We start from the raw sequence: 18768 nt of genomic DNA, 5'->3' as shown, positions 1-18768 counted from the left end.
AGCGGAGCTGCGCCCCGCTACGGCCCCGAAGCAGTAGCAACGATGCCGTCGCAACGGCAGACGATAAGGAATAGCCGCTTGGAAGCGTTCCTCGTAGAGCGGAGCTGCGCCCCGCTACGGCCCCGAAGCAGTAGCAACGATGCCGTCGCAACGGCAGACGATAAGGAATAGCCGTTTGGAAGCGTTCCTCGTAGAGCGGAGCTTGCTCCGCTGCTCTTCCTTCTCCCGCCCGAAAAACAGCCGAGCAAGCTTGGCTCTACACGAAGCGACAGCCCTCTCGTAGGGCGGAGCTGCGCCCCGCTACGGCCCCGAAGCAGTAGCAACGATGCCGTCGCAACGGCAGACGATAAGGAATAGCCGTTTGGAAGCGTTCCTCGTAGAGCGGAGCTTGCTCCGCTGCTCTTCCTTCTCCCGCCCGAAAAACAGCCGAGCAAGCTCGGCTCTACGGGAGCGCGCGGACTCCCAGCGGAATTTATCCGCGTCGTATGTCGACGGGAATACCAGCGGGTCGCCGTTGGGGTCCACTCAGTAGCGACGCACTAGCGCGGGCCCGCTGGGCACTTTCATACTTGATCTTCGCCAAGGACTTAGGATCCGTCAGCGTAGGCGCCACCGCGATCTCATCTACCACTTCAATTCCCACAAAGCGCAGCCACTGACGCATGAAAGGTTTCTGATAGTCCTCATACGCGCCGGCGACCTCGCCGGAGAAATCGCCGGCGCTGGAATAGATCAGCACCGCGCGTTTGTCCTTGAGCAGCGGCCGGTAGCCATCCGCCCGCGACCAGGACCAGTTCTGGCCGGGCAAGGTCACGACGTCGATGTAATGCTTCAGCCGGTATGGAACGCCGTAGTTCCACATCGGCAGACTGAAGACGTAGTTCTGGGCCTGATTGAACTCTTCCGAAAGACGCACCGCCTTCGCCCATTGAACTCGCTGGGCTTCGGTTGCGTCCTGCGAGCGCAGGACGGCGAACTTCGCAGCGATCATGGTGGCATCGAATTCCGGGAGCTCCAGGTCCCACACGTTTATCGTCTTGATGTGGTTGGACGGGTTCAGCTCTTTGTAGGCGCCAACGAACTCACGTGCGGCGCTGCCCGACTGCGAGGCCAGCCCGGATGGAGACGCGCTGATATGCAACAGGTCTGTCATGACGTCACCTCTCAGGATTCGGCCAGGCGCAGACCCACGACGCCCGCGATCACCAGACCGATGCAAAGCAACCGGCCCACAGAGACAGAATCGCCGTTGACGACGATCCCGTAGACCGCAACCCCAGCCGCGCCTATGCCCGTCCAGACCGCATAGGCCGTCCCGGTGGGCAACTGCTTGATCGCATGCGTCAGCAGAAAAATGGATGCCAGCGCCGCTGCGATGCCGATGATGCTGGGTACCGGCTTCGTCCAGCCGTCAGCAGCCTTGAGCGCCGCCGCCATGACGATCTCGACGATGCCCGCCGCGAAAAGTATCCACCAAGCCATAGCCAATCTCCGGAGTGAATTGAGTTCACCTGGATTCTGTGGATACACTTTCCCTCAGACAAGTACGCACCTTTTGGTTCCTATGCGCCATGACTAGAAAGAAATATCGCGGAGACGTCTACAGCGCGTCGTGTCCTTCACGCGGCGTCCTGGAGATGATCGCCTCCAAATGGGCGCTGTTGATTATTCCGCTATTGGCGGAGCGCCCGGTTCGCAACAATGAATTCCTGCGCCTGATCGACGGCATCTCCCAGAAGATGCTGACACAGACACTGCGCGAGCTCGAGCGGAACGGCCTGGTGAAGCGGATCGACCATCACACCGTCCCGCCTCACGTCGAGTACCGGCTCACCCCACTGGGGCAGTCGTTGAACGAGATACTGGTTCCCGTCGATGATTGGGCGGAAGTGAACCTGGCGAAGTTGCTCGCGGCGCGAGAGGAATTTGATCGGCGGTGAGCTGGCCTTTGTAGGAGCGGCGTCCCGCCGCGAGCTCTTCCTGTGGCGGTTGGATCAAAAGAGCTCGCGCCGGGGACGGCGCTCCTAGATGAGGATTCAGGGGCATCAAGCAGGATTTTCCTTTCCTGCATTCAAGAATCCTGCAAGTTCCCTCGGGCAGAGATGGGCCGCGCGCGACGCAGGCTTTTGTTTGTCCGGCGGAATTTCCAGCCTGGAGTCGCTGCAACATACCTGTCATCCACACCAAATAGCATTTCACGACATTTGCCAAGTGGGCGGTGTTGGGGAACCTGGGTGCCTGATCGAACTGAAGCAAAGGGCGATATGGATGCCGCCTTGGATGATGTCGAAAGGACACGCTGGTTCATGCATCACATCCTGCCGCACGAACCCGCGCTCAGGGGCTGGTTGTCACGCCGGGCGCCAGCCGCATTCGACATCGATGACATCGTGCAGGAAAGCTACGCGGTGCTGGCCGAACGCGAGGTCATCAACGACATCCTGAATCCGCGCGCCTACCTGTTCCAGGTTGCCCACTCGTTGGTGGTTCGCAACATCCGGCGGGCGCGGATCGTGTCGATCCTTGCGGTCGAAGATCTCGGTTTTGCGGACTTCGCCGACGACGCGGCCACGCCGGAACAAAGCGCCATCGCGCATGACGATCTGCGCCAACTGGCCAAGGTGATCGCCAGCATGCCGGGACAGACACGCGAGGCCTTTGTTCTCCGCCGCGTCCGTGGATTGTCCCAGCGGGATATCGCCTCCCGGATGGGGCTTTCTGAGAACACGGTCGAGAAACACATCGTCCGTGGCATCCGCTGGCTGGCGGATTGTTTTGCCAGTGGCGGAAACCCACCCGCTAAAACCTCTAGTCAACTAGAGCGGGAAAAAAGGCGTGCCAGTGGAAGAACGCGAAACCAGCCAGGACATTGACCGGATCGCCGCGCAGTGGGTGGCGAGGATGGATCGTGCGCCTCTGCCCGCCAGCGAAGCCGGTGAACTGAAACAGTGGTTGGCGGGCGATCCGCGGCGGCGCGGCGCATTCATGCGCGCCAAGGCCGTATGGATGCGCAGCGAGTCCGCGCGTGCGTTGGGTCCGCAATACGATCCGGCGGACTTTCAATCCGAAGCAGCAGCACTGCCCTCTCCCCGCGTCAGGCGCCGCCGCCGCGTGATGGAATGGGCGGGTGCCATGGCCGCTTCGCTGGTGCTGGTTGTGACGCTGGCCGTGACGTTGCAGATGCCTACGGCGTACGCGACGGCCAAGGGGGAGATGCGCATGGTGCCCTTGGGCGACGGCGCCATGGTGACGCTCAACACCGACACCCGCATCAAGGTATACGACGACAAAGGGCAGCGACGGATACGTGTCTTGCAAGGCGAGGTGCTGTTTGACGGCGCCGGAACCGCCATGCCGACCGTGGTGGAGATCGATGAAACGCACCTGGAAGCGTCGGCGGCCACCTTCGTCGTACGCAAGCTGCAAGGCCGGCCTACGCAAGTACTGGTGCAGGAGGGACGCGTTGTTCTGGCTGACGCGAGGCGATCCAGCAGGATTCCGTTGACATCGAATACAGGCTTGTCGCTACCGGCAGGAAAAGAGAAGAAGTGGAGTCTGACGTCACTGCCTTCCGGACAGCTGGGGCGAGAGTTGGCGTGGCGAGAAGGAAAGATCGCCTTGCAGGGTGAAACCCTTGCCGAAGCAGCGGCTATCTATGCGCGCTATAGCGAAACGCCGATCGATATCGTCGGCCAGGATCTGGCGCAAATGCAGGTCACCGGATTATTCGCGGCCAACAATCCGCTTGGTTTCAGTCGCGCCGTCGCCGAAGTATTTGGTGCGGAAGTGCGGCAGGAAGATGGCCGGATCATCGTGTCAAAACCCAGGCATGCGGACGCTCCACATTAAATTTTTTTGACAGATAGCGGAAAGCGCGCCCGCCGGGACTCTTGTTTTCAATGCCGCTCTTTTTACGCAGCTCGTTGAGAACATAGACCATGAACCCTTACAAGAAAGTCCTGCTGGCTTGCGCCATTGCCGCCGCGTTGGCGTCCGCTTCCCAGGCAATGGCGCAACAGCGCAAGTTCGAAGTTTCCGCGCAACCTGCGGTCACCGCCATTCCGGAACTGGCCCGGCAGGCACAGCTGCAGATCATCGCGCCGGCAAGATCGTTGGAAGGCATCCATACGCCCGCCATCGTGGGCGAAATGGATGCGCGCAAGGCCTTGCAGATGTTGCTGGAAGGGACCGGCCTGGAAATCAAGTCGGATGAAGGCAACATCATCCTGCTGCAGAAAGCGGGCGGTAACTCCACGCAGCCGGAGCAACGGACCGGCAACGGTGTCGTACGCGGTCGCGTGCTGAATACCGCAACCGGCGAGTACGTGCGCAATGCCGAGATCCGGGTCGAAGGCACGCAGATCGTTACCTACTCCGAGGATGGCGGTAATTTCCGTCTTACCGGCGTACCGGCTGGCGAGGTCACGGTAGTAGCCAAGTACACCGGCCTGCAGGAATCCAAGGCGGTCGCCAACGTCACCGCAGGCCAGGTAGCGCCGCTTGATTTTGAATTGAAGGTGCCTTCCTACGCCGCTCCGGGTTCGAATGGCGATGCGGTTGAAATGGACATGCTGCTGGTCACCGCCAAGCGCGAAGGCCAGGCCAGCGCGATCATGGAGCGCCGCGCTGCGATGAACGCCAAGAACGTGGTCGCCGCCGACAACTACGGCGCGCTCACCATGGGCGACGTGGGTGAATTCATGAAGTCCATGCCGGGCATCTCCCTCGACTACACCGAGGTGGATGCCACCGCCGTGCGCATCGGCGGCCTCGACCCGAAGTACTCCACCTTTACCGTGGACGGCGCCCGCATGGCCACCGCCACCTCCAACAACAACAGCGGCCGGCAGAACTCCTTCGAACAGATGTCCATCACCGGCATCGAGTCGATCGAACTCAACAATACGCTGACGGCCAGCATGGATGCCGACTCTCCCGGCGGTCAGATCAATCTGCGCAGCAAATACGCATTCAATCGGACCGGCCGCCAGATCGTCGCCCAGCTCGGCGCGGTCGGCACGTCGGATTCCACCCTGGCGCGGAAGTACTTCCCCGACGACAGGAAGCACTCGACCATCTATCCCTCCGGCCAGTTCGGTTTCGCCGACGTGTTCCTGGAAGGTCGCCTGGGTGTCGAATTCAACACCAGCTATAACGCCAACTACGTGCAGCAGGATCGCATCCAGACCGATTGGTCCTATCTCGCCGATGGCCGCGTCATGCCGTACCGCGTCATGTGGCGACCGGGCCCGAAGATGACCAGCCGCACAGCCGCCAACCTGAGCACGGACTACCAGCTTACCGACGAGCTCGTGCTCTCACTGCGCAGCACCTATTCGTTCTATGACGTCGAGTACTTCAACCAGTACACCTTTCTTTACTTCGGTACGCCCACGGCGTCCTATGCCACGCCGCAATCCACGCCTACCCACATCGTGGTGAATCCCAACGGGACCAACACCCGTCTGAGAACCGAGTATTCGCATCGCTACGCCGGAACGCCCACCTACACGATTGCGCCGAAGATCGAGTTCAAAAGCGACACCCTGGAAGCGACGCTGCGCGGTAGCTATTCCCGGTCCGAGTTCAACTTCCGCGACAACAGCGAGGGATTCTTCCAGCGCACCGACAGTTGGCTGACCGGCATCGGCTTCACGCTTGATCGTCCCTCCGAGGGTTCGAACGCCTGGACGATCGCGCAGACCGCCGGCCGTCCCTGGGGCGACCCCACCAACTTCAATCGCGACGCGGATATCGGCAACAACGTCCGCACTTCCGAATCCGATGCCGTCAACGACCAGTACGGTGGCTATCTCGACCTGAAGAAGCACCTCACTTTCCAGGAGTTGCCGGTCACGCTGATGGGCGGTTTGGGCAGCCGCAAGAATGACTGGAGGACCAATGAAGGCTCGTTCCAGCAGTTCCAGTACGTCGGCCCCAACCGCGATATGACTCAGCGGGATCCCGCCGCGTTCATTCCGTGGACGCAGAACTACCAGTTCGAGATCAACGGCTTCAATGCCGGCAACATGAACGACCAGAACTGGCGCGCGGACAGCAACTACGCGATGTACGACATCTACAAGGAACACCCCGAGTATTTCGTCGCCGACACCGTGGGCAACCTGAAGCGCAGGCTCGACAACAACAAGCGCATCCAGGAGGAGATCGACGCTGCTTATGTCGAAGCCCAGACGCGCATCGGTGATGCCCGCTTCGACCTGGGCCTGCGCTACGAGAAAACCAAGACAGCATCGCGCGTCGCGAATATCCGCCCGGTAAGCGAAGTGACTGCGGCCGGCCTTTCGGTCAATACCGTCGAAGGCTTGCTATACCAGTACAACAACGGCGCGTATTCCACTCGCAACGGCGAGTATGAAGACTGGTTCCTCAGTGGCGGCATGAAGTACGACTTCACAGAGAAACTGGTCGGGCAGCTCGCCTTCAGCGAATCCATCCTGCGGCCGGACTACGGCAATCTCGGCGGCGTAGTTTCGGTGAACGACGACACCCTGATCGTTTCGGTGCCCAATCCCGAACTGAAGCCCGAGCACTCCACCAAGTATTTCGCGAGTCTGCAGTACTACCTCGAGCCGTCCGGCATCATCGGCCTGTCCTACTACAAGCTCGACATGAAGGACATGCAGGTCACCGGGATCACGGTCGAGCCGGAAGACGTCGGTTTCGATCCCGACGAATATGCCGGCTATACCTTCCGCAGCGCGCAGAACGTCCCCGGCACCAGCACCAACGAAGGCCTGACCTTCGAGTACAGCCAGCAGCTCACCTTCCTGCCGGGTGCGTTCAAGGGCCTCAGCCTGTATGGCTCGATCACCTCGATCAATCCCGACGGCGAACGCCAGAACGTGCCCGAGCAGGTGTCCAACTGGGGGCTCCGCTACAACCACGGCCGCTTCGATTTCCAGATCAATGGCAACCGGCAGGGCAAGTACCGCGTCAGTGCGCTGAGCAACACACCCACCACCGCCAACAACGGCGTTCTCTATCACACCGAACGCGAACTCTGGAACATCAGCGCCAGCTACAAGCTCACCAAGAACATCGAGCTGCAACTCGCAGGCCGCAATATCTTCAACGAGCCGGACATCATCTACTCCAACGTTCCCAGCCGCGTGCAGCAGTACACGATCTATGGCTCGATGTGGAATTTCGGGATCAAGGCGAAATTTTGATGTCTTATCAACGTAGAGCGGAGCTTGCTCCTCTGCTCTTGTTGCCGGTTGCGGAAGAGAAAAGCAGCGGAGCAATCTCCGCTCTACGTAAATCTGTAAGACCAAAAGCAGCGGAGCAAGCTCCGCTCTACGCAAAGCTGTCCGGCTCCCTTCGTACCGACAACAACCATGGCCCTTCCCACTAGTTTCCGGCTCACCGGTGCGCTGTCTACACACGGCGTCTTGCTGATCGTCCCCGCCTTCCTCGCCACGGCAACGCTGCTTGCTTCTTTTTTTTTGGCGGCAGCCCAACCCGCCGCCGCGGCACCATCGCCTCACCTACCTCTCAAGCAAAACGGCGGCACATGGTCCTCGGGTCACGTGCAAGGCATCGCCGTGGACCTGCGGGGTGGCTACATCTACTACTCATTCACCAACCTGCTGGCGAAGTACGACTTCAGCGGAAAGCTCATCGGCACGCTTGTCGGCTGGACGGGTCACCTGGGCGATCTTGATTTCAATCCGGCCGACGGACAGGTCTATGGCTCCCTCGAATACAAAGAGGACGAAGCGTTCTACATCGCCGTGATCGACGTGAACCGGCTCGACCGAGTCGGCGTGGAGGCGAGCAGCATGGAGATATTCCGCACTGTCTATCTTCCGGAAGTGGCCGCGGACTACGCCGCGGACATGGACGGCGATGGAAAGTTCGACGGCAACGTGGCGGATACACGGGATCACCGTTACGGCTGTTCTGGGATCGATGGCGTAGGTTTTGGCCCTGCATTCGGCCGGGCGGACGGCCCGCGTTATCTCACCGTCGCCTATGGCATCTACAGCAACGCCGAGCGCGTCGACAACGACCATCAAGTTCTTCTTCAGTACGACATCAGTGGCTGGGACAAGTACGCCAAACCGCTGACCGAGGCGGCTCCGCACCATAGCGGCCCAGGCACGCCGCAAGGAAAGTACTTCGTCCGCACCGGCAACACGACCTACGGCGTACAGAACCTTTCCTACGACGAAACGCTGCAACGCTGGTTCATGGGGGTCTACCCGGGCAGGAAAGCATCTTTCCCCCACTACTCATTATTCGCGGTCGATGCACGTACTCAGCCGACGAGGAGCGATCTGGTCGGCGTGCCCAGCGTGGAGGGTTGGGAACAAGGCCGGCTGCTCGCACTGGCGGACGACGGCCTGAAGGATGCCGCCACGGGCGTGCGTGGCTGGCATCAGAAAGCCGATGTGGGATTCCAACCAGTCGGGCACGGCTTGTTCTATCTCTCTGTGAACTCCGGCGCCAAGGGCGCGCAAACGTCCGACATCACGTTGATGCGCTGGACAGGAGAAGCGCAGACGCCGTTCGTTCCCGTGAAAGCAGAGGAAGTCCCATGACGGTGAACATCGAACGCCGGCGGCTGGTGGTTGGTGGTGCGCTTGGGTTGGGGGCGCTGGTGCTTCCGATAGGTCGTAGTCTCGCTGCCGAAATCTTGGCGTCCAAGGGTTTCACGCACAACGTCGCCAGCGGCGAACCTGGCCCCGATTCCATGCTGCTGTGGACGCGCTATGTACCTGCTGCCGGCGTCGATGAAGTTCGCTTGGAGGTGGAAGTTGCGCTGGACCGCGATTTCACCCGCGTGGTTTCCGGTGGAAGCATACGTACCGGTGCGCATCGCGATTGGACGGCAAAGATAACTGTCGACGGCCTGCAACCCGGCACGGCCTACTGGTATCGCTTCGTTGCGCCTGATGGCGGCAAATCGCCCGTTGGCCGAACCAAGACATTGCCTGTAGGCGATATCGATCGCTTCGGACTGGGTTTGTTCTCTTGCTCGAATCTGCCAATGGGCTGGTTCAATGCCTACGGTCATGCCGCCGCGCGCGATGATCTCGACCTGTGGTTACACGTGGGCGATTACATCTATGAGTACGGCATCGCTTCGTACAAGGACAACGACCTTGTCGGCGGCCGCGAAGTCATGCCCGCGCATGACCACGAGATGATAAGCCTGGTCGACTATCGCCTTCGCTTTGCCTGCTATCGCGCCGATCCGGATCTTCAGAAGCTGCACCAGATGGCGCCGATGATCGCGCTGTGGGACGACCATGAGATCACCAACGACAGCTGGGAAGGTGGCGCGGCGAATCATCAGCCCAAGTCCGAGGGCGACTGGAACACCCGCCGCGCGGCCGCGATGCAGGCTTATCGCGAGTGGCTTCCCGTGTCGGAGGAACCTTGGAAGGCTTACCGCATAGGCACGCTCGCTACGCTGTACCGCACTGAGTCGCGCCTGCTGGCACGCACGCGGCCGGCATCCTCGGAGTTGGCCAAGGCGCATCAGGCCAGCAATCCGGACGTGGCATTGGCCAATTTCCGGGATGGCGCCTGGCGGGATCCTACGGCCACCATGCTCGGCTCCGAGCAGGAGTCCTGGCTGGCACAGGAACTGAAGCGCAACGCGACGACTTCGACCTGGCAGATGGTCGGCATGGGCACCATCATCGGGCGCACATTGATGCCGGAAGAAACGCCAGGCTGGGTTCGCCCCGAAGCCGGGGAGTCCATCGTCAACAAATTCAAGCGGGATGTGCGCGCCTCCAGACTCGGTTTGCCGATGTGGATGGATCGTTGGGACGGTTATCCCGCCGCCCGTTCGCGCCTGCTGAAATCTGCCCAGCAAGCGGATGCGGACCTGGTGATGTTGTCAGGCGACAGCCATAACGCCTGGGCGTATTCGTTGGTGGAAGACGGACGACCGGCAGGCATCGAGTTCGCCTGTCATGCGGTGACGTCCAATGGCATCGAAGGGCAACTCGGCGCGGATCCTAAAACCATTGCCGCCGCCTTTGTCGCCACGAATCCAGAACTGGTCTGGGGCGACACCCGCCAACGCGGCTACATGATGATCGACGTCACATCGCAACGAGTGACCGGGGAATGGTTGTTCATGCAAACGGTAAAGGCGCGCCGTACTGCCTTGGCAGGCACTCACCGTATGTCGGCCGAGCGGGGAAGACGAAAATTCTCGGTGTGAGCAGTCACGAGTAAAAACGCATTATGGATCTGCCGGCCTGCGGCGGCGCCCGGGGGCAGGACGCGACACTCACGCTCTTGCGCGAAGATGCTGGCCGAATGGCTCATTCGGCCACCTGGCAACGCAGCCGCGGCAGGCATGGGCGCGAACAAAAGGCCGCCCGCGCAAGGCCAGAACGACCCACTGGCGTAAAGGCAGCACACCCCGTTACGCACGCCTGTCATGGAGGCTTCGGATAATGACCGACTGTCGCTTTGACGACACTCGTTTTTTTTCACTTATCGAAGGGTCTATTGCTCATGCGCGGTTCTCGTTCCTACTCATGCACTCGCATTGCGGTCGCCGTTGCGATTGCGTTTTCCGCTCCCGTTGTGGCGATCGCACAAGAGACGGCGGAAACTCAGCCTGAGGCGAAAGAAGCGCCTGCGCCCGTGGAGAACGCCAAGGTCAGCGAACTGGACGCGGTGGTGGTCACGGGTTCGGCAAGGACCCAGCGCCGTTTCGATGCCTCCTATGCGGTCAACTCCCTGACCGCGGAGGAAGTGCAGAAGCTGGCGCCCAAGAGCTATGCGGACCTGCTGGGCAACGTGCCTGGCATCCACGTCGAATCGACCGGCGGCGAAGTACAGAACATTACCCGCCTGCGCGGCATTCCCACCGACCGTGGCTACATCATCTTCCAGCAGGACGGCTTGCCGCTGTTCCATGAAATCGACGGCCACTTCTTCAACTCCGGCGAAGGCATGCATCGCTTCGATGTCATGAACCAGCGTGTCGAAGTGGTGCGCGGCGGCCCGGCGCCGATCTACGCCAGCGGCGGCGCGGCCATCGTCAACAATGTCCTGGTCGAGGGCAGCGACGAGACGAAGGGCAAGGCCCAGCTCACGCTCGGCGATACCGGGCTTTACCGCACCGAGGCGTACCAATCGGGCGCTCTTTCCGAGAATACCTACTACGCAGTCGGCGGCTTCCTGCGCCACCACGACGGCTACCGCGACAACGGCTTTCCCAACGATCAAGGCGGCCAGCTGCGCGCCAACATCAAGCACTACATGGAAGACAGCTGGATAAAATTCAGTGGCACCTTCGTCGACGACCACAACGTTTTCTACCTGCCGATTCCGATTGCCGATCCGCGCGATCCCTCTGTGTCGCTGGATCCGTATCTGGATTACTTCGAGGGCACGATGAACTCGCCTTCGCTGCGCAACGTGAGCCTCAAGTACCTGGATTCCGCGGGCGTGACGCAGAGCCTGCGCCGCGATCTGGCGGATGGCCGCCACATGCGTTTCAGCAACGTCGGCTTCCAGTACGAGAACAGCGCGGGCGACTGGGTGGTCTCTCTGAAGTCCGGCTACACCAAAGGCAAGCTGAGCTTCGATGCGCTTTATTCCACGACCAACCCGGTCGACGGCAACACATTCGCCAACAGCTACCTGGCGCGGGCACGTACCGCTTTCGGCACCGGCGTCGCATCGATGGGCTATGCCCTGGCCGGCACGAACGGCGCGACAGCGTACGACCCATATGCGGCTTCCGGCCTGGTAATCTCGGCGCAATATCGCGCGATCGAGTCGGAGTTCTATTCGGCGCAGGCGGACCTGAGCGCGGCTCGCCGGTTCGAAACCGGTTTCGGCGCGCACGATCTCAATATCGGCGTGTATACCTCGTTCTACGGAACCACCGCGTTCACCGCCTACCAGGACATGCTGCTTGAAGTCTCGGGCAAGCCGCGGACGCTGGACCTGGTGGCCTATTCGGCGCAGGGCGCGCCGCTGGGTTACGTGACCGACAACGGTGTGCTGCGCTATACGACCACGCTCAACGCGGGCGAGGTCGATGCCAAGATGTTCGCGGTGTACGCCAACGACACCTGGGAAATCACCGATAAGTTCAAGCTGGACGCCGCTGTCCGCCATGAACGGTATAGCTACGACGGTTATGCCGAGCAGACCGACGGCGCCAACCTGGGCGATGCCGACACGCTGGCCGACGACACCACGCGGCGCTTCAGCGGCGGCACGCAGACGCACAACCTTGATCCTTCGGTCACCAACTGGACGATCGGTCTTAACTACGACTTCAATTCCAATTTCGGCACCTATGCCCGCGCATCGCATGTGGAAATCGCACCGCAGTCCAGCGTCGCGCGCAGCATCAATCCGACCATTGTCGAGACCAAGACCGATCAGTACGAGTTGGGCATGAAAGCAACGTTCGATCGTTCCTATCTGTACCTGACCGCCTTCTACACCAAGTTCGATCCGTTGAATGCATCGTTTGTGGCTTACAATCCGGTCACCGGCCGCAACGATCAGTCGGTGCCCTTCATCGGCACCGCGGTGTCCAAGGGCGTCGAGATGGACGGCATGTTCAGGGCGTCGGATTGGTTCGCGCTGGCGGGCGCGGTGACATTCAGCGATCCCCAGTACAAGAATCTGCAGAACAGTGCGGGCGCGGATCCAAGCGCGGTTAACGGCAACCAGATCGTCCGCGAGCCGAAGCTCTACGGCAACATCCGACCGACTTTCAGCTTCATGGCCGGCAATAGCGAGATCGAAGCCTATCTTCGCTACGATTTCGTCGGCAAGTCCTATGTCGATCTGTTCAACCGCACGGCGCTGCCTTCCTACCAGACGCTGGGGTTCGGACTATCCTGGAAACGCGGCGCTTGGGGCGTGCAGCTGGTGGGCGACAACCTGACCGAGGAGAAAGGCTTGACCGAGGGCAATACCCGCACCGACGCCTTGGCAGGACAAGGCTCTAGCGAAGCGATCTATGGCCGTCCGTTGTTCGGCCGCAATTTCCGCCTGGTATTGAGCCGGAGTTGGTAATGCGCTTGGCGCTATTGCTGTGTATCGCCGCCGCCGCGATCCAGCCGGCATGCGCGGCAGCGGCGGACGACAAGGCAATCGCCACGCTCGGCAAGCGCCTGTTTCCTGCACTTGCCACGCTGGACGAATCGCAGGCGGACGCAAAGGTTCGCTCGATGCTGGCCGAGCGGGACCGTCGTCTTGCCGCGTGCGCAGATGATGCGGTTTGCAAGATCGGCGCGTCGGCCTGGAAAAAAGACGAGATTGACCTGGTATCAAGGATGGCCGCCGATGAGATGGCTGCCGAAGCCGGTGAACGTCGGGATGCCGTCCGTCGCGAATTGGCGGGACTCAACGCGATTCTTGACATCTATGGCAAGGGCGGCACACCACGCTATCCGGAGATCGACGGGCCAATCGGGAAGAAGGGTAGCCAGCGGCTCGCGTCCGATATTGCTGTAGCCGCTTCCATCAGCGAAGTAGGCCAGCGCGAAGCGATTGCCGCATTCGACGCCAGCATCGGCTTGGCGCTGGCGCTCATCGACGTGAACGATCGCCTGGATGCCATCGCTTTCGAACCCATCCACGAAGGGCTCAATTCGGAGGCCTTCCAGAATGCGCGGAAGCTGGATTGGTCGCGCTACCGCTACACCGCGATCATCGTGCTCGGGGCGGGGCCGGAAGATCTGCTGACACCGCTGAGCGCGCGGGGCAAGCTACACGTCAAGGTCGCCGCCCAACGTTACTTCGATGGCTTGGCGCCGTTTGTCATCGTAAGCGGCGCGGCCGTGCATCCGCGCGAAACGCGCTTCGTCGAAGCCGTCGAAATGCGCCGTGCACTGATCGAACGTTATGGGGTGCCAGCGCATGCGATCGTGATCGAACCTTACGCGCGGCATACCACGACCAACCTGCGCAACGCCGCGCGATTGCTGATGTCGCTGAACGCGCCGATGGATCGCGACGCGCTTGTGCTGAGCGACCCTCGGCACATCGATGCGGTGGAAAGCACCGAGTTCATCGCGCGCAACCAGCGCGAATTGGGTTATCAGCCTGGCAGGATCGGCAAACGCACCTCACCCTTCGATATCGTGTTCCGCCCATCCCCGGATTCTGCCCGGGTCGATCCACTCGACCCACTCGATCCTTGAATCCGGGAGCTATCCTCGGAGCACTAGTAGCGGTCGAGCGAGAGCAACGAAGCTATTCCTTGAGGTAGGCCGACAACTCATCTGGCGTGCCATTGGGAAACGACTTCTTGAAGAAGTCGAGAAATGCGGACACGCGCGCGTTCAATAGTCGGCGTGACGGATACAACGTCCACAGCTCGATATCCGGTCCCTCTACCTCGCCCCACTTGACCAACGTTCCTGCAGCGAGATCGCGGGCCACCAGCGACACCGGAAGGCGCGCAGCACCTATTCCCATGCGGGTTGCGTCGCGAATCATGATGAGCGAAGCAAGCCGAAGCACTGGGTTCACATCGATAAGGGACCGCCCACCGGCCGTGGCGAATTCCCACGTGCTCTGAGCGCTTGATCTTGGCACCACCACGGGAATTGTCAGCCCGTCGGCCGGTTTGCCCAGGGTTGGACTGGCCACGACAACCATCCGGTCCCGCAAGAAGATGCGTCCCACCAGCATTTCGTCCGGGCTGGGGTTGACCCGGATGACCAGGTCGTAGCCCTCCTCGACCATGTCGACGGCGCGGTCCTCTGTCGTCACTTCCAGCTGGACCTCTGGATACTGCATTGCGAACTCCGCGGCCAGCTTGCCCATGGCGATATGCGAGAAAAGCATGGGCGCACTGATCCGCAATTGTCCTCGCGGCGCTCCACCTCCGGAGGCGATGGCGGCTGTTGTCTCGTCCAGTTCGGTAAGCAACGCCGCCGTTCGCTCAAACAGCGCCTTGCCCTCCTCGGTGAGCTTCAAGGCGCGAGCGCCGCGCTCGAACAGCCGGAGATTGAGCGCTGCTTCCAGCTCCGCAACACGGCGAGAGAGTGTTGCCTTTGGTCGGTCCGTAGCCCGGGCGGCCCTGCCGAATCCGCCATGCCGGGCCACCAGGTTGAAGTCGGCAAGCGCCACCAGATCCATATGTTCCACCAATGAGACAGGTGGTCTAAGAATAAGGGCTATCGGGCCACAGGTGAATCACCCAGCATGCTCGCACCCCAACCCATCCGGAGTGTTTCCATGACCATCCTTGTGACCGGTGCCACCGGCAATGTCGGCCGTCAGGTCGTCCAGCAACTCATCAACCGAGGCGCGGATGTGCGCGCCTTGGTCCGCAATCCCGAAACCGCCAACCTGCCGGCAAGCGTCCAGATCGTGCAAGGCGACTTGTTGGATGTGGACTCGCTGCGCGGCGCGCTCAAGGACGTTTCCACGTTATTCCTGCTCAACGCAGTAGTTGCCGATGAGTTCACCCAAGCATTGGTCGCGCTCAACCTGGCCCGCGAAGCAGGCATCGAGCGGATCGTCTACTTGTCGGTGATCCATAGCGATCTGTACGCGAACGTTCCCCACTTCGCGGGCAAATACGGCGTGGAGCGAATGATCGAACAGATGGACCTCAACGCCACCATCCTGCGGCCCGCGTATTTCATGGACAACGAAGTCACGATCAAGGATGTCGTCGTTGGATATGGCGTGTACCCCATGCCGATCGGCAGCAAAGGGTTGGCCATGATCGACGCGCGTGACATCGGCGAGATCGCGGCTATCGAACTGCTTCGCCGCGAGCGTGCTGCCGAACCGTTGCCGCTGCAGACCATCAACCTGGTCGGGCCGGACACGCTGACAGGTGCGGATACCGCCGGCATTTGGTCCGACGTATTGGGTCGCCCGATCGCCTGCGGCGGCGATGACACCCAGCGCTTTGAAGAAAACCTTCGGCAGTTCATGCCTGGCTGGATGGCCTACGACATGCGACTGATGGGTGAGCAATTCCTGAGCAAGGGAATGATCCCGGAGCCAGGCGATGTGGAACGGCTGACCACGTTGCTGGGACGTCCACTGCGCACTTATCGCGACTTCGTGACTGAGATTTCAGCGGCTGCCTGAAGGGCGCTCACGCACTCGCGATTCGGAAGAACCCAGCATGATCCCACCGCTACAGGGCTACATCGTCTGCTACGCGGCCGGCGTCATGCTGTCGGGTTCTCCAACCCTTCCATCAATGTGCTCAAGGCCGCCTCCAACGGGGCCGAGCCCACCTTCTCTGGCACCAGAAGCCCGTCGATCGCAAGCAAGGTCATGCCGTGGACGAGGCCCCAGCAGGCGGCGGCCTGGCCTTCTATCGGCCGCTGGCGAATGCTCCCCGCGGCTTGGCCGCGGTGGAGTATCTCGACGGCAACGTCGAATACCGCCAACGCCCGCTCATTGAGGTGCATCCCCACTGCTTTCCCTTCCTCCGCACTGAACATCAGGCGGTAGAGGGCTGGGTTGTCGATGCCGAACGCCACGTAAGCCCGCGCTATCGAAGCGAATTCTTCGCGCAGCGTTGCCGGCGCCCCTGACTTCGCTGCCGCCAAGGACTCGCGTAGCCGATCAAAACCAATCATCGCCAGCTCCACCAGCAGCGCGGCCTTGTCGGGGAAATGCTTGTAGGGCGCTGCGTGGCTGACGCCAGCCCGGCGCGCGACTTCCCGCAGCGTGAACTGCCAACCCTTCTCCTCCTGAAGCATATCCAGCGCGGTCTCGATAACCGTACGACGGAGATCGCCATGGTGATACCGGCGGCTGGGCGCGTCCTGCTCGATCTCTTTTGAAGTTTCTTCTGGATACATTGTTGACACTGTCTACTTAGGCGCCTATAGTCAAGGCCCCAAGTTTCTCATGTCTACATCGGAGTGGCTATGAATGCCATGGCAAGAACCACCGACACGGATCGGCTATCCGGACTCCTGGCCACCCGACGTGCCGCCTTCATGCGTGAAGGAGCGCCTTCGCTGGCGCAGCGGCGCGCGGACCTGATCAAGTTCAGGGCGACGATCATCGGGCATCGCAAGGAGATAGGAGACGCCGTCCATGCCGATTTCGGGCATCGCTCAAGACACGGGACGGCGGTCACGGAGGTGGGAGGTGTCGCCGAAGGCACCAAGTACCTGATCCGTCACCTTCGCAAGTTCATGGCGCCCACCCGCCGCCACATAGCGCTGCACATGCGCAGCGGCAACGCCCGCGTCGAATACCAACCGCTTGGCGTCATCGGCGTGATGTCGTCGTGGAACTATCCGGTGAACCCCATCCACAACCTGATGCTTCGGTGATCGGAATGCCACTTCCCAATCCTGCCGAGTAGCATCCGCCCATGACCACCGAAACGTTGCCGCTACGCGGCGCTTGCGAATGCGGTGCTTGCTCGTTCGAAGTGCATGCCTCGCCCAAAGCCAGGTTCCGCTGCCACTGTTTGATCTGCCAGGCATACAACGGCAAACCGTACGCCGATGTGGTCGCCGTTCGCGCCCAGGATGTCGTACTGAAAGATGCCGGCCATATCGCGTTCAAGAAGTACCGGCCGCCACCGAACTTCAATCGTGGCGTCTGCCGGACCTGCGGCAAGCCCGTCGTGGAGATTGCAGGCTTCGGACCGTCCAAAGTGACGTTCATCCCCGCCATCAATTTTGAATCGATGGCTCGGCTGCCGCCGGTTCAACTGGACATCTTCTATCACCGCCGCGTGCAGGACATGCGTGACAGCCTGCCGAAGCACAGCGGATATTTTTCCAGCGAGTGGGCCGTCGGAAAACTGATCATGGGCGGGCTGTGAGATAGCGAGGGAAATTCTTGCCTAGCGTGCAGCGGCCGCTCCGTTGGGTTCAGCGCGGGTCTGCCCGCATGCGCCTGGCAGTACTTGTCGATGATCGTCCCCACGGGCATGCTGCCGGCGGGGCAGCACCATGACGATCGGGGATCGCTAATGCATTTCTTGCAACGGATGGCCGGCGGCGGACGCGCGGCTTGCTGGGTTCTGTGTATCACGCTGCTGGCTGGTTGCGGCGGCGGCGGTCCGAAAGGAAACGAGCACGTGCAGTACAAGGGCACGGCGCTCGTGGTCCAAGGCAACGCGTTCGAACGGGAGGCCACCCTGGACTCGCCAGGTACCGACCTTCCCGAGCGCGTCGTGGTGCAGCCCGACGAAAATAATATGGACGACGCGCTGGTGCTCATCGAGCGCTACGGACTTCCGCTCGAGGGCCGCAGCCAAGAAGGCTGGTTACTGGTGAAGGTCCCCGCCGGCTTCGAGATGCAGTGGGCCACGGCCCTCACCGCGGAGCTCGGGGGGCGGAGCACGGCGACCACGGATTCCGCTCAATCACCGACACCCATTGTTTCCACTGCAACCGAAGATGGGAACAATGCAGTGGCCGATGAGCCGATGTCTGACGGTGAGCCCGTGCCTGACGAAGAGCCGTCAGCCGCAGATGTGCGCCGTTTGGCCATCGAGAGATACGAGCGCCTCGAAGACGCCGGTGGCCTGCCAGCAACGTTGAGCGCCACCGGACAGTCGATGGTCCTCCACGCCAAGGTGTTCGACGCGCGCAAGCAATCCTGCCACCAGCTGCCCGGCGCGAAACCTGGCGAATGGGAGTGCGAGGCCGAGCTGATGATGGGCTTGTGCGCGGATGACTGCGACCCCTCCGACGAAGAGCCGCTACCGAAAGGCGAGCGCGTTCATATCCGCTGGGATTCCACGGAAGGGCGCTTCACGCTCGACGACTGACACTCTGCAGGTGGCCTGACAGT

General features: G+C 61.3%; 16 protein-coding genes. 12 read left to right on the top strand and 4 right to left on the bottom strand.

Going from position 1 to position 18768, the window contains the following annotated elements; all coding sequences use genetic code 11:
• Positions 1 to 472 precede the first annotated feature (472 nt).
• Positions 473 to 1153 carry an NAD(P)H-dependent oxidoreductase gene (locus AADW18_RS11175; RefSeq protein WP_337343464.1) on the bottom strand — a complete coding sequence of 227 codons (681 nt, stop codon included), beginning with the start codon at positions 1151 to 1153 and terminating at the stop codon, positions 473 to 475.
• A gap of 11 nt (positions 1154 to 1164) precedes the next feature.
• Positions 1165 to 1482, bottom strand: coding sequence for an SMR family transporter (locus tag AADW18_RS11170; protein ID WP_337343463.1), 318 nt, complete (start codon positions 1480 to 1482; stop codon positions 1165 to 1167).
• 89 nt (positions 1483 to 1571) lie between these two features.
• On the opposite strand from AADW18_RS11170, the gene AADW18_RS11165 reads away from it, so the two are divergent.
• The 8 genes from AADW18_RS11165 to AADW18_RS11130 all read left to right on the top strand — a co-directional run bounded on the left by AADW18_RS11165 (position 1572) and on the right by AADW18_RS11130 (position 14171).
• The gene (locus AADW18_RS11165; protein WP_337343462.1) at positions 1572 to 1940 is read left to right on the top strand and encodes a helix-turn-helix domain-containing protein; all 369 of its coding nucleotides are present in this window, start codon (positions 1572 to 1574) and stop codon (positions 1938 to 1940) included.
• 324 nt (positions 1941 to 2264) lie between these two features.
• Positions 2265 to 2873 carry a sigma-70 family RNA polymerase sigma factor gene (locus tag AADW18_RS11160; RefSeq protein WP_337343461.1) on the top strand — a complete coding sequence of 203 codons (609 nt, stop codon included), beginning with the start codon at positions 2265 to 2267 and terminating at the stop codon, positions 2871 to 2873.
• The gene (locus AADW18_RS11155; protein WP_337343460.1) at positions 2836 to 3849 is read left to right on the top strand and encodes a FecR domain-containing protein; all 1014 of its coding nucleotides are present in this window, start codon (positions 2836 to 2838) and stop codon (positions 3847 to 3849) included. Before AADW18_RS11160 ends, AADW18_RS11155 begins: the two co-directional genes overlap by 38 nt.
• A gap of 89 nt (positions 3850 to 3938) precedes the next feature.
• The gene (locus AADW18_RS11150; protein WP_337343459.1) at positions 3939 to 7193 is read left to right on the top strand and encodes an outer membrane beta-barrel protein; all 3255 of its coding nucleotides are present in this window, start codon (positions 3939 to 3941) and stop codon (positions 7191 to 7193) included.
• 168 nt (positions 7194 to 7361) lie between these two features.
• Positions 7362 to 8567, top strand: coding sequence for a hypothetical protein (locus AADW18_RS11145; protein WP_337343458.1), 1206 nt, complete (start codon positions 7362 to 7364; stop codon positions 8565 to 8567).
• Positions 8564 to 10207: an alkaline phosphatase D family protein gene (locus AADW18_RS11140; RefSeq protein ID WP_337343457.1), complete on the top strand. Its 1644-nt coding sequence runs from the start codon at positions 8564 to 8566 to the stop codon at positions 10205 to 10207. The genes AADW18_RS11145 and AADW18_RS11140 overlap by 4 nt, the downstream gene beginning before the upstream one ends.
• Before the next feature lie 371 nt (positions 10208 to 10578).
• Complete coding sequence (locus tag AADW18_RS11135; protein ID WP_337343456.1) at positions 10579 to 13041, top strand: TonB-dependent receptor; 2463 nt, start codon at positions 10579 to 10581, stop codon at positions 13039 to 13041.
• Positions 13041 to 14171, top strand: a complete 1131-nt coding sequence (locus AADW18_RS11130; RefSeq protein ID WP_337343455.1) for a YdcF family protein — start codon at positions 13041 to 13043, stop codon at positions 14169 to 14171. Before AADW18_RS11135 ends, AADW18_RS11130 begins: the two co-directional genes overlap by 1 nt.
• A 52-nt stretch (positions 14172 to 14223) precedes the next feature.
• Here AADW18_RS11130 and AADW18_RS11125 read toward each other — a convergent pair whose 3' ends face one another.
• On the bottom strand, positions 14224 to 15114 hold the full coding sequence (locus AADW18_RS11125) for a LysR substrate-binding domain-containing protein (RefSeq protein ID WP_337343454.1): 891 nt from the start codon (positions 15112 to 15114) through the stop codon (positions 14224 to 14226).
• A 99-nt stretch (positions 15115 to 15213) separates the two neighbouring features.
• Here AADW18_RS11125 and AADW18_RS11120 point away from each other — a divergent pair, with 99 nt between their 5' ends.
• Complete coding sequence (locus tag AADW18_RS11120) at positions 15214 to 16083, top strand: NmrA/HSCARG family protein (protein ID WP_337343453.1); 870 nt, start codon at positions 15214 to 15216, stop codon at positions 16081 to 16083.
• Between the two features lie 83 nt (positions 16084 to 16166).
• Here the strand turns inward: AADW18_RS11120 and AADW18_RS11115 are convergent, their stop codons facing one another.
• Positions 16167 to 16808, bottom strand: coding sequence for a TetR/AcrR family transcriptional regulator (locus tag AADW18_RS11115; protein ID WP_337343452.1), 642 nt, complete (start codon positions 16806 to 16808; stop codon positions 16167 to 16169).
• 78 nt (positions 16809 to 16886) lie between these two features.
• Here AADW18_RS11115 and AADW18_RS11110 point away from each other — a divergent pair, with 78 nt between their 5' ends.
• The 3 genes from AADW18_RS11110 to AADW18_RS11100 all read left to right on the top strand — a co-directional run bounded on the left by AADW18_RS11110 (position 16887) and on the right by AADW18_RS11100 (position 18745).
• Positions 16887 to 17291 (top strand): aldehyde dehydrogenase family protein, encoded by a 405-nt coding sequence (locus tag AADW18_RS11110; RefSeq protein WP_337343451.1) that lies wholly within the window; start codon positions 16887 to 16889, stop codon positions 17289 to 17291.
• A gap of 41 nt (positions 17292 to 17332) precedes the next feature.
• Positions 17333 to 17791: a GFA family protein gene (locus tag AADW18_RS11105; protein WP_337343450.1), complete on the top strand. Its 459-nt coding sequence runs from the start codon at positions 17333 to 17335 to the stop codon at positions 17789 to 17791.
• A gap of 90 nt (positions 17792 to 17881) precedes the next feature.
• A complete protein-coding gene (locus AADW18_RS11100; RefSeq protein WP_337343449.1) occupies positions 17882 to 18745 on the top strand; it encodes a hypothetical protein in 864 nt (287 codons plus the stop codon).
• The last annotated feature ends 23 nt before the right edge of the window (positions 18746 to 18768 follow it).

It is taken from the genome of Pseudoxanthomonas sp. CCNWLY206-1 (genome assembly GCF_039710385.1).
GTDB lineage: Bacteria > Pseudomonadota > Gammaproteobacteria > Xanthomonadales > Xanthomonadaceae > Pseudoxanthomonas_A.
The sequence above is the reverse complement of the archived record's forward strand: the minus strand, read 5'-3'. Positions and strand labels throughout refer to the sequence as shown.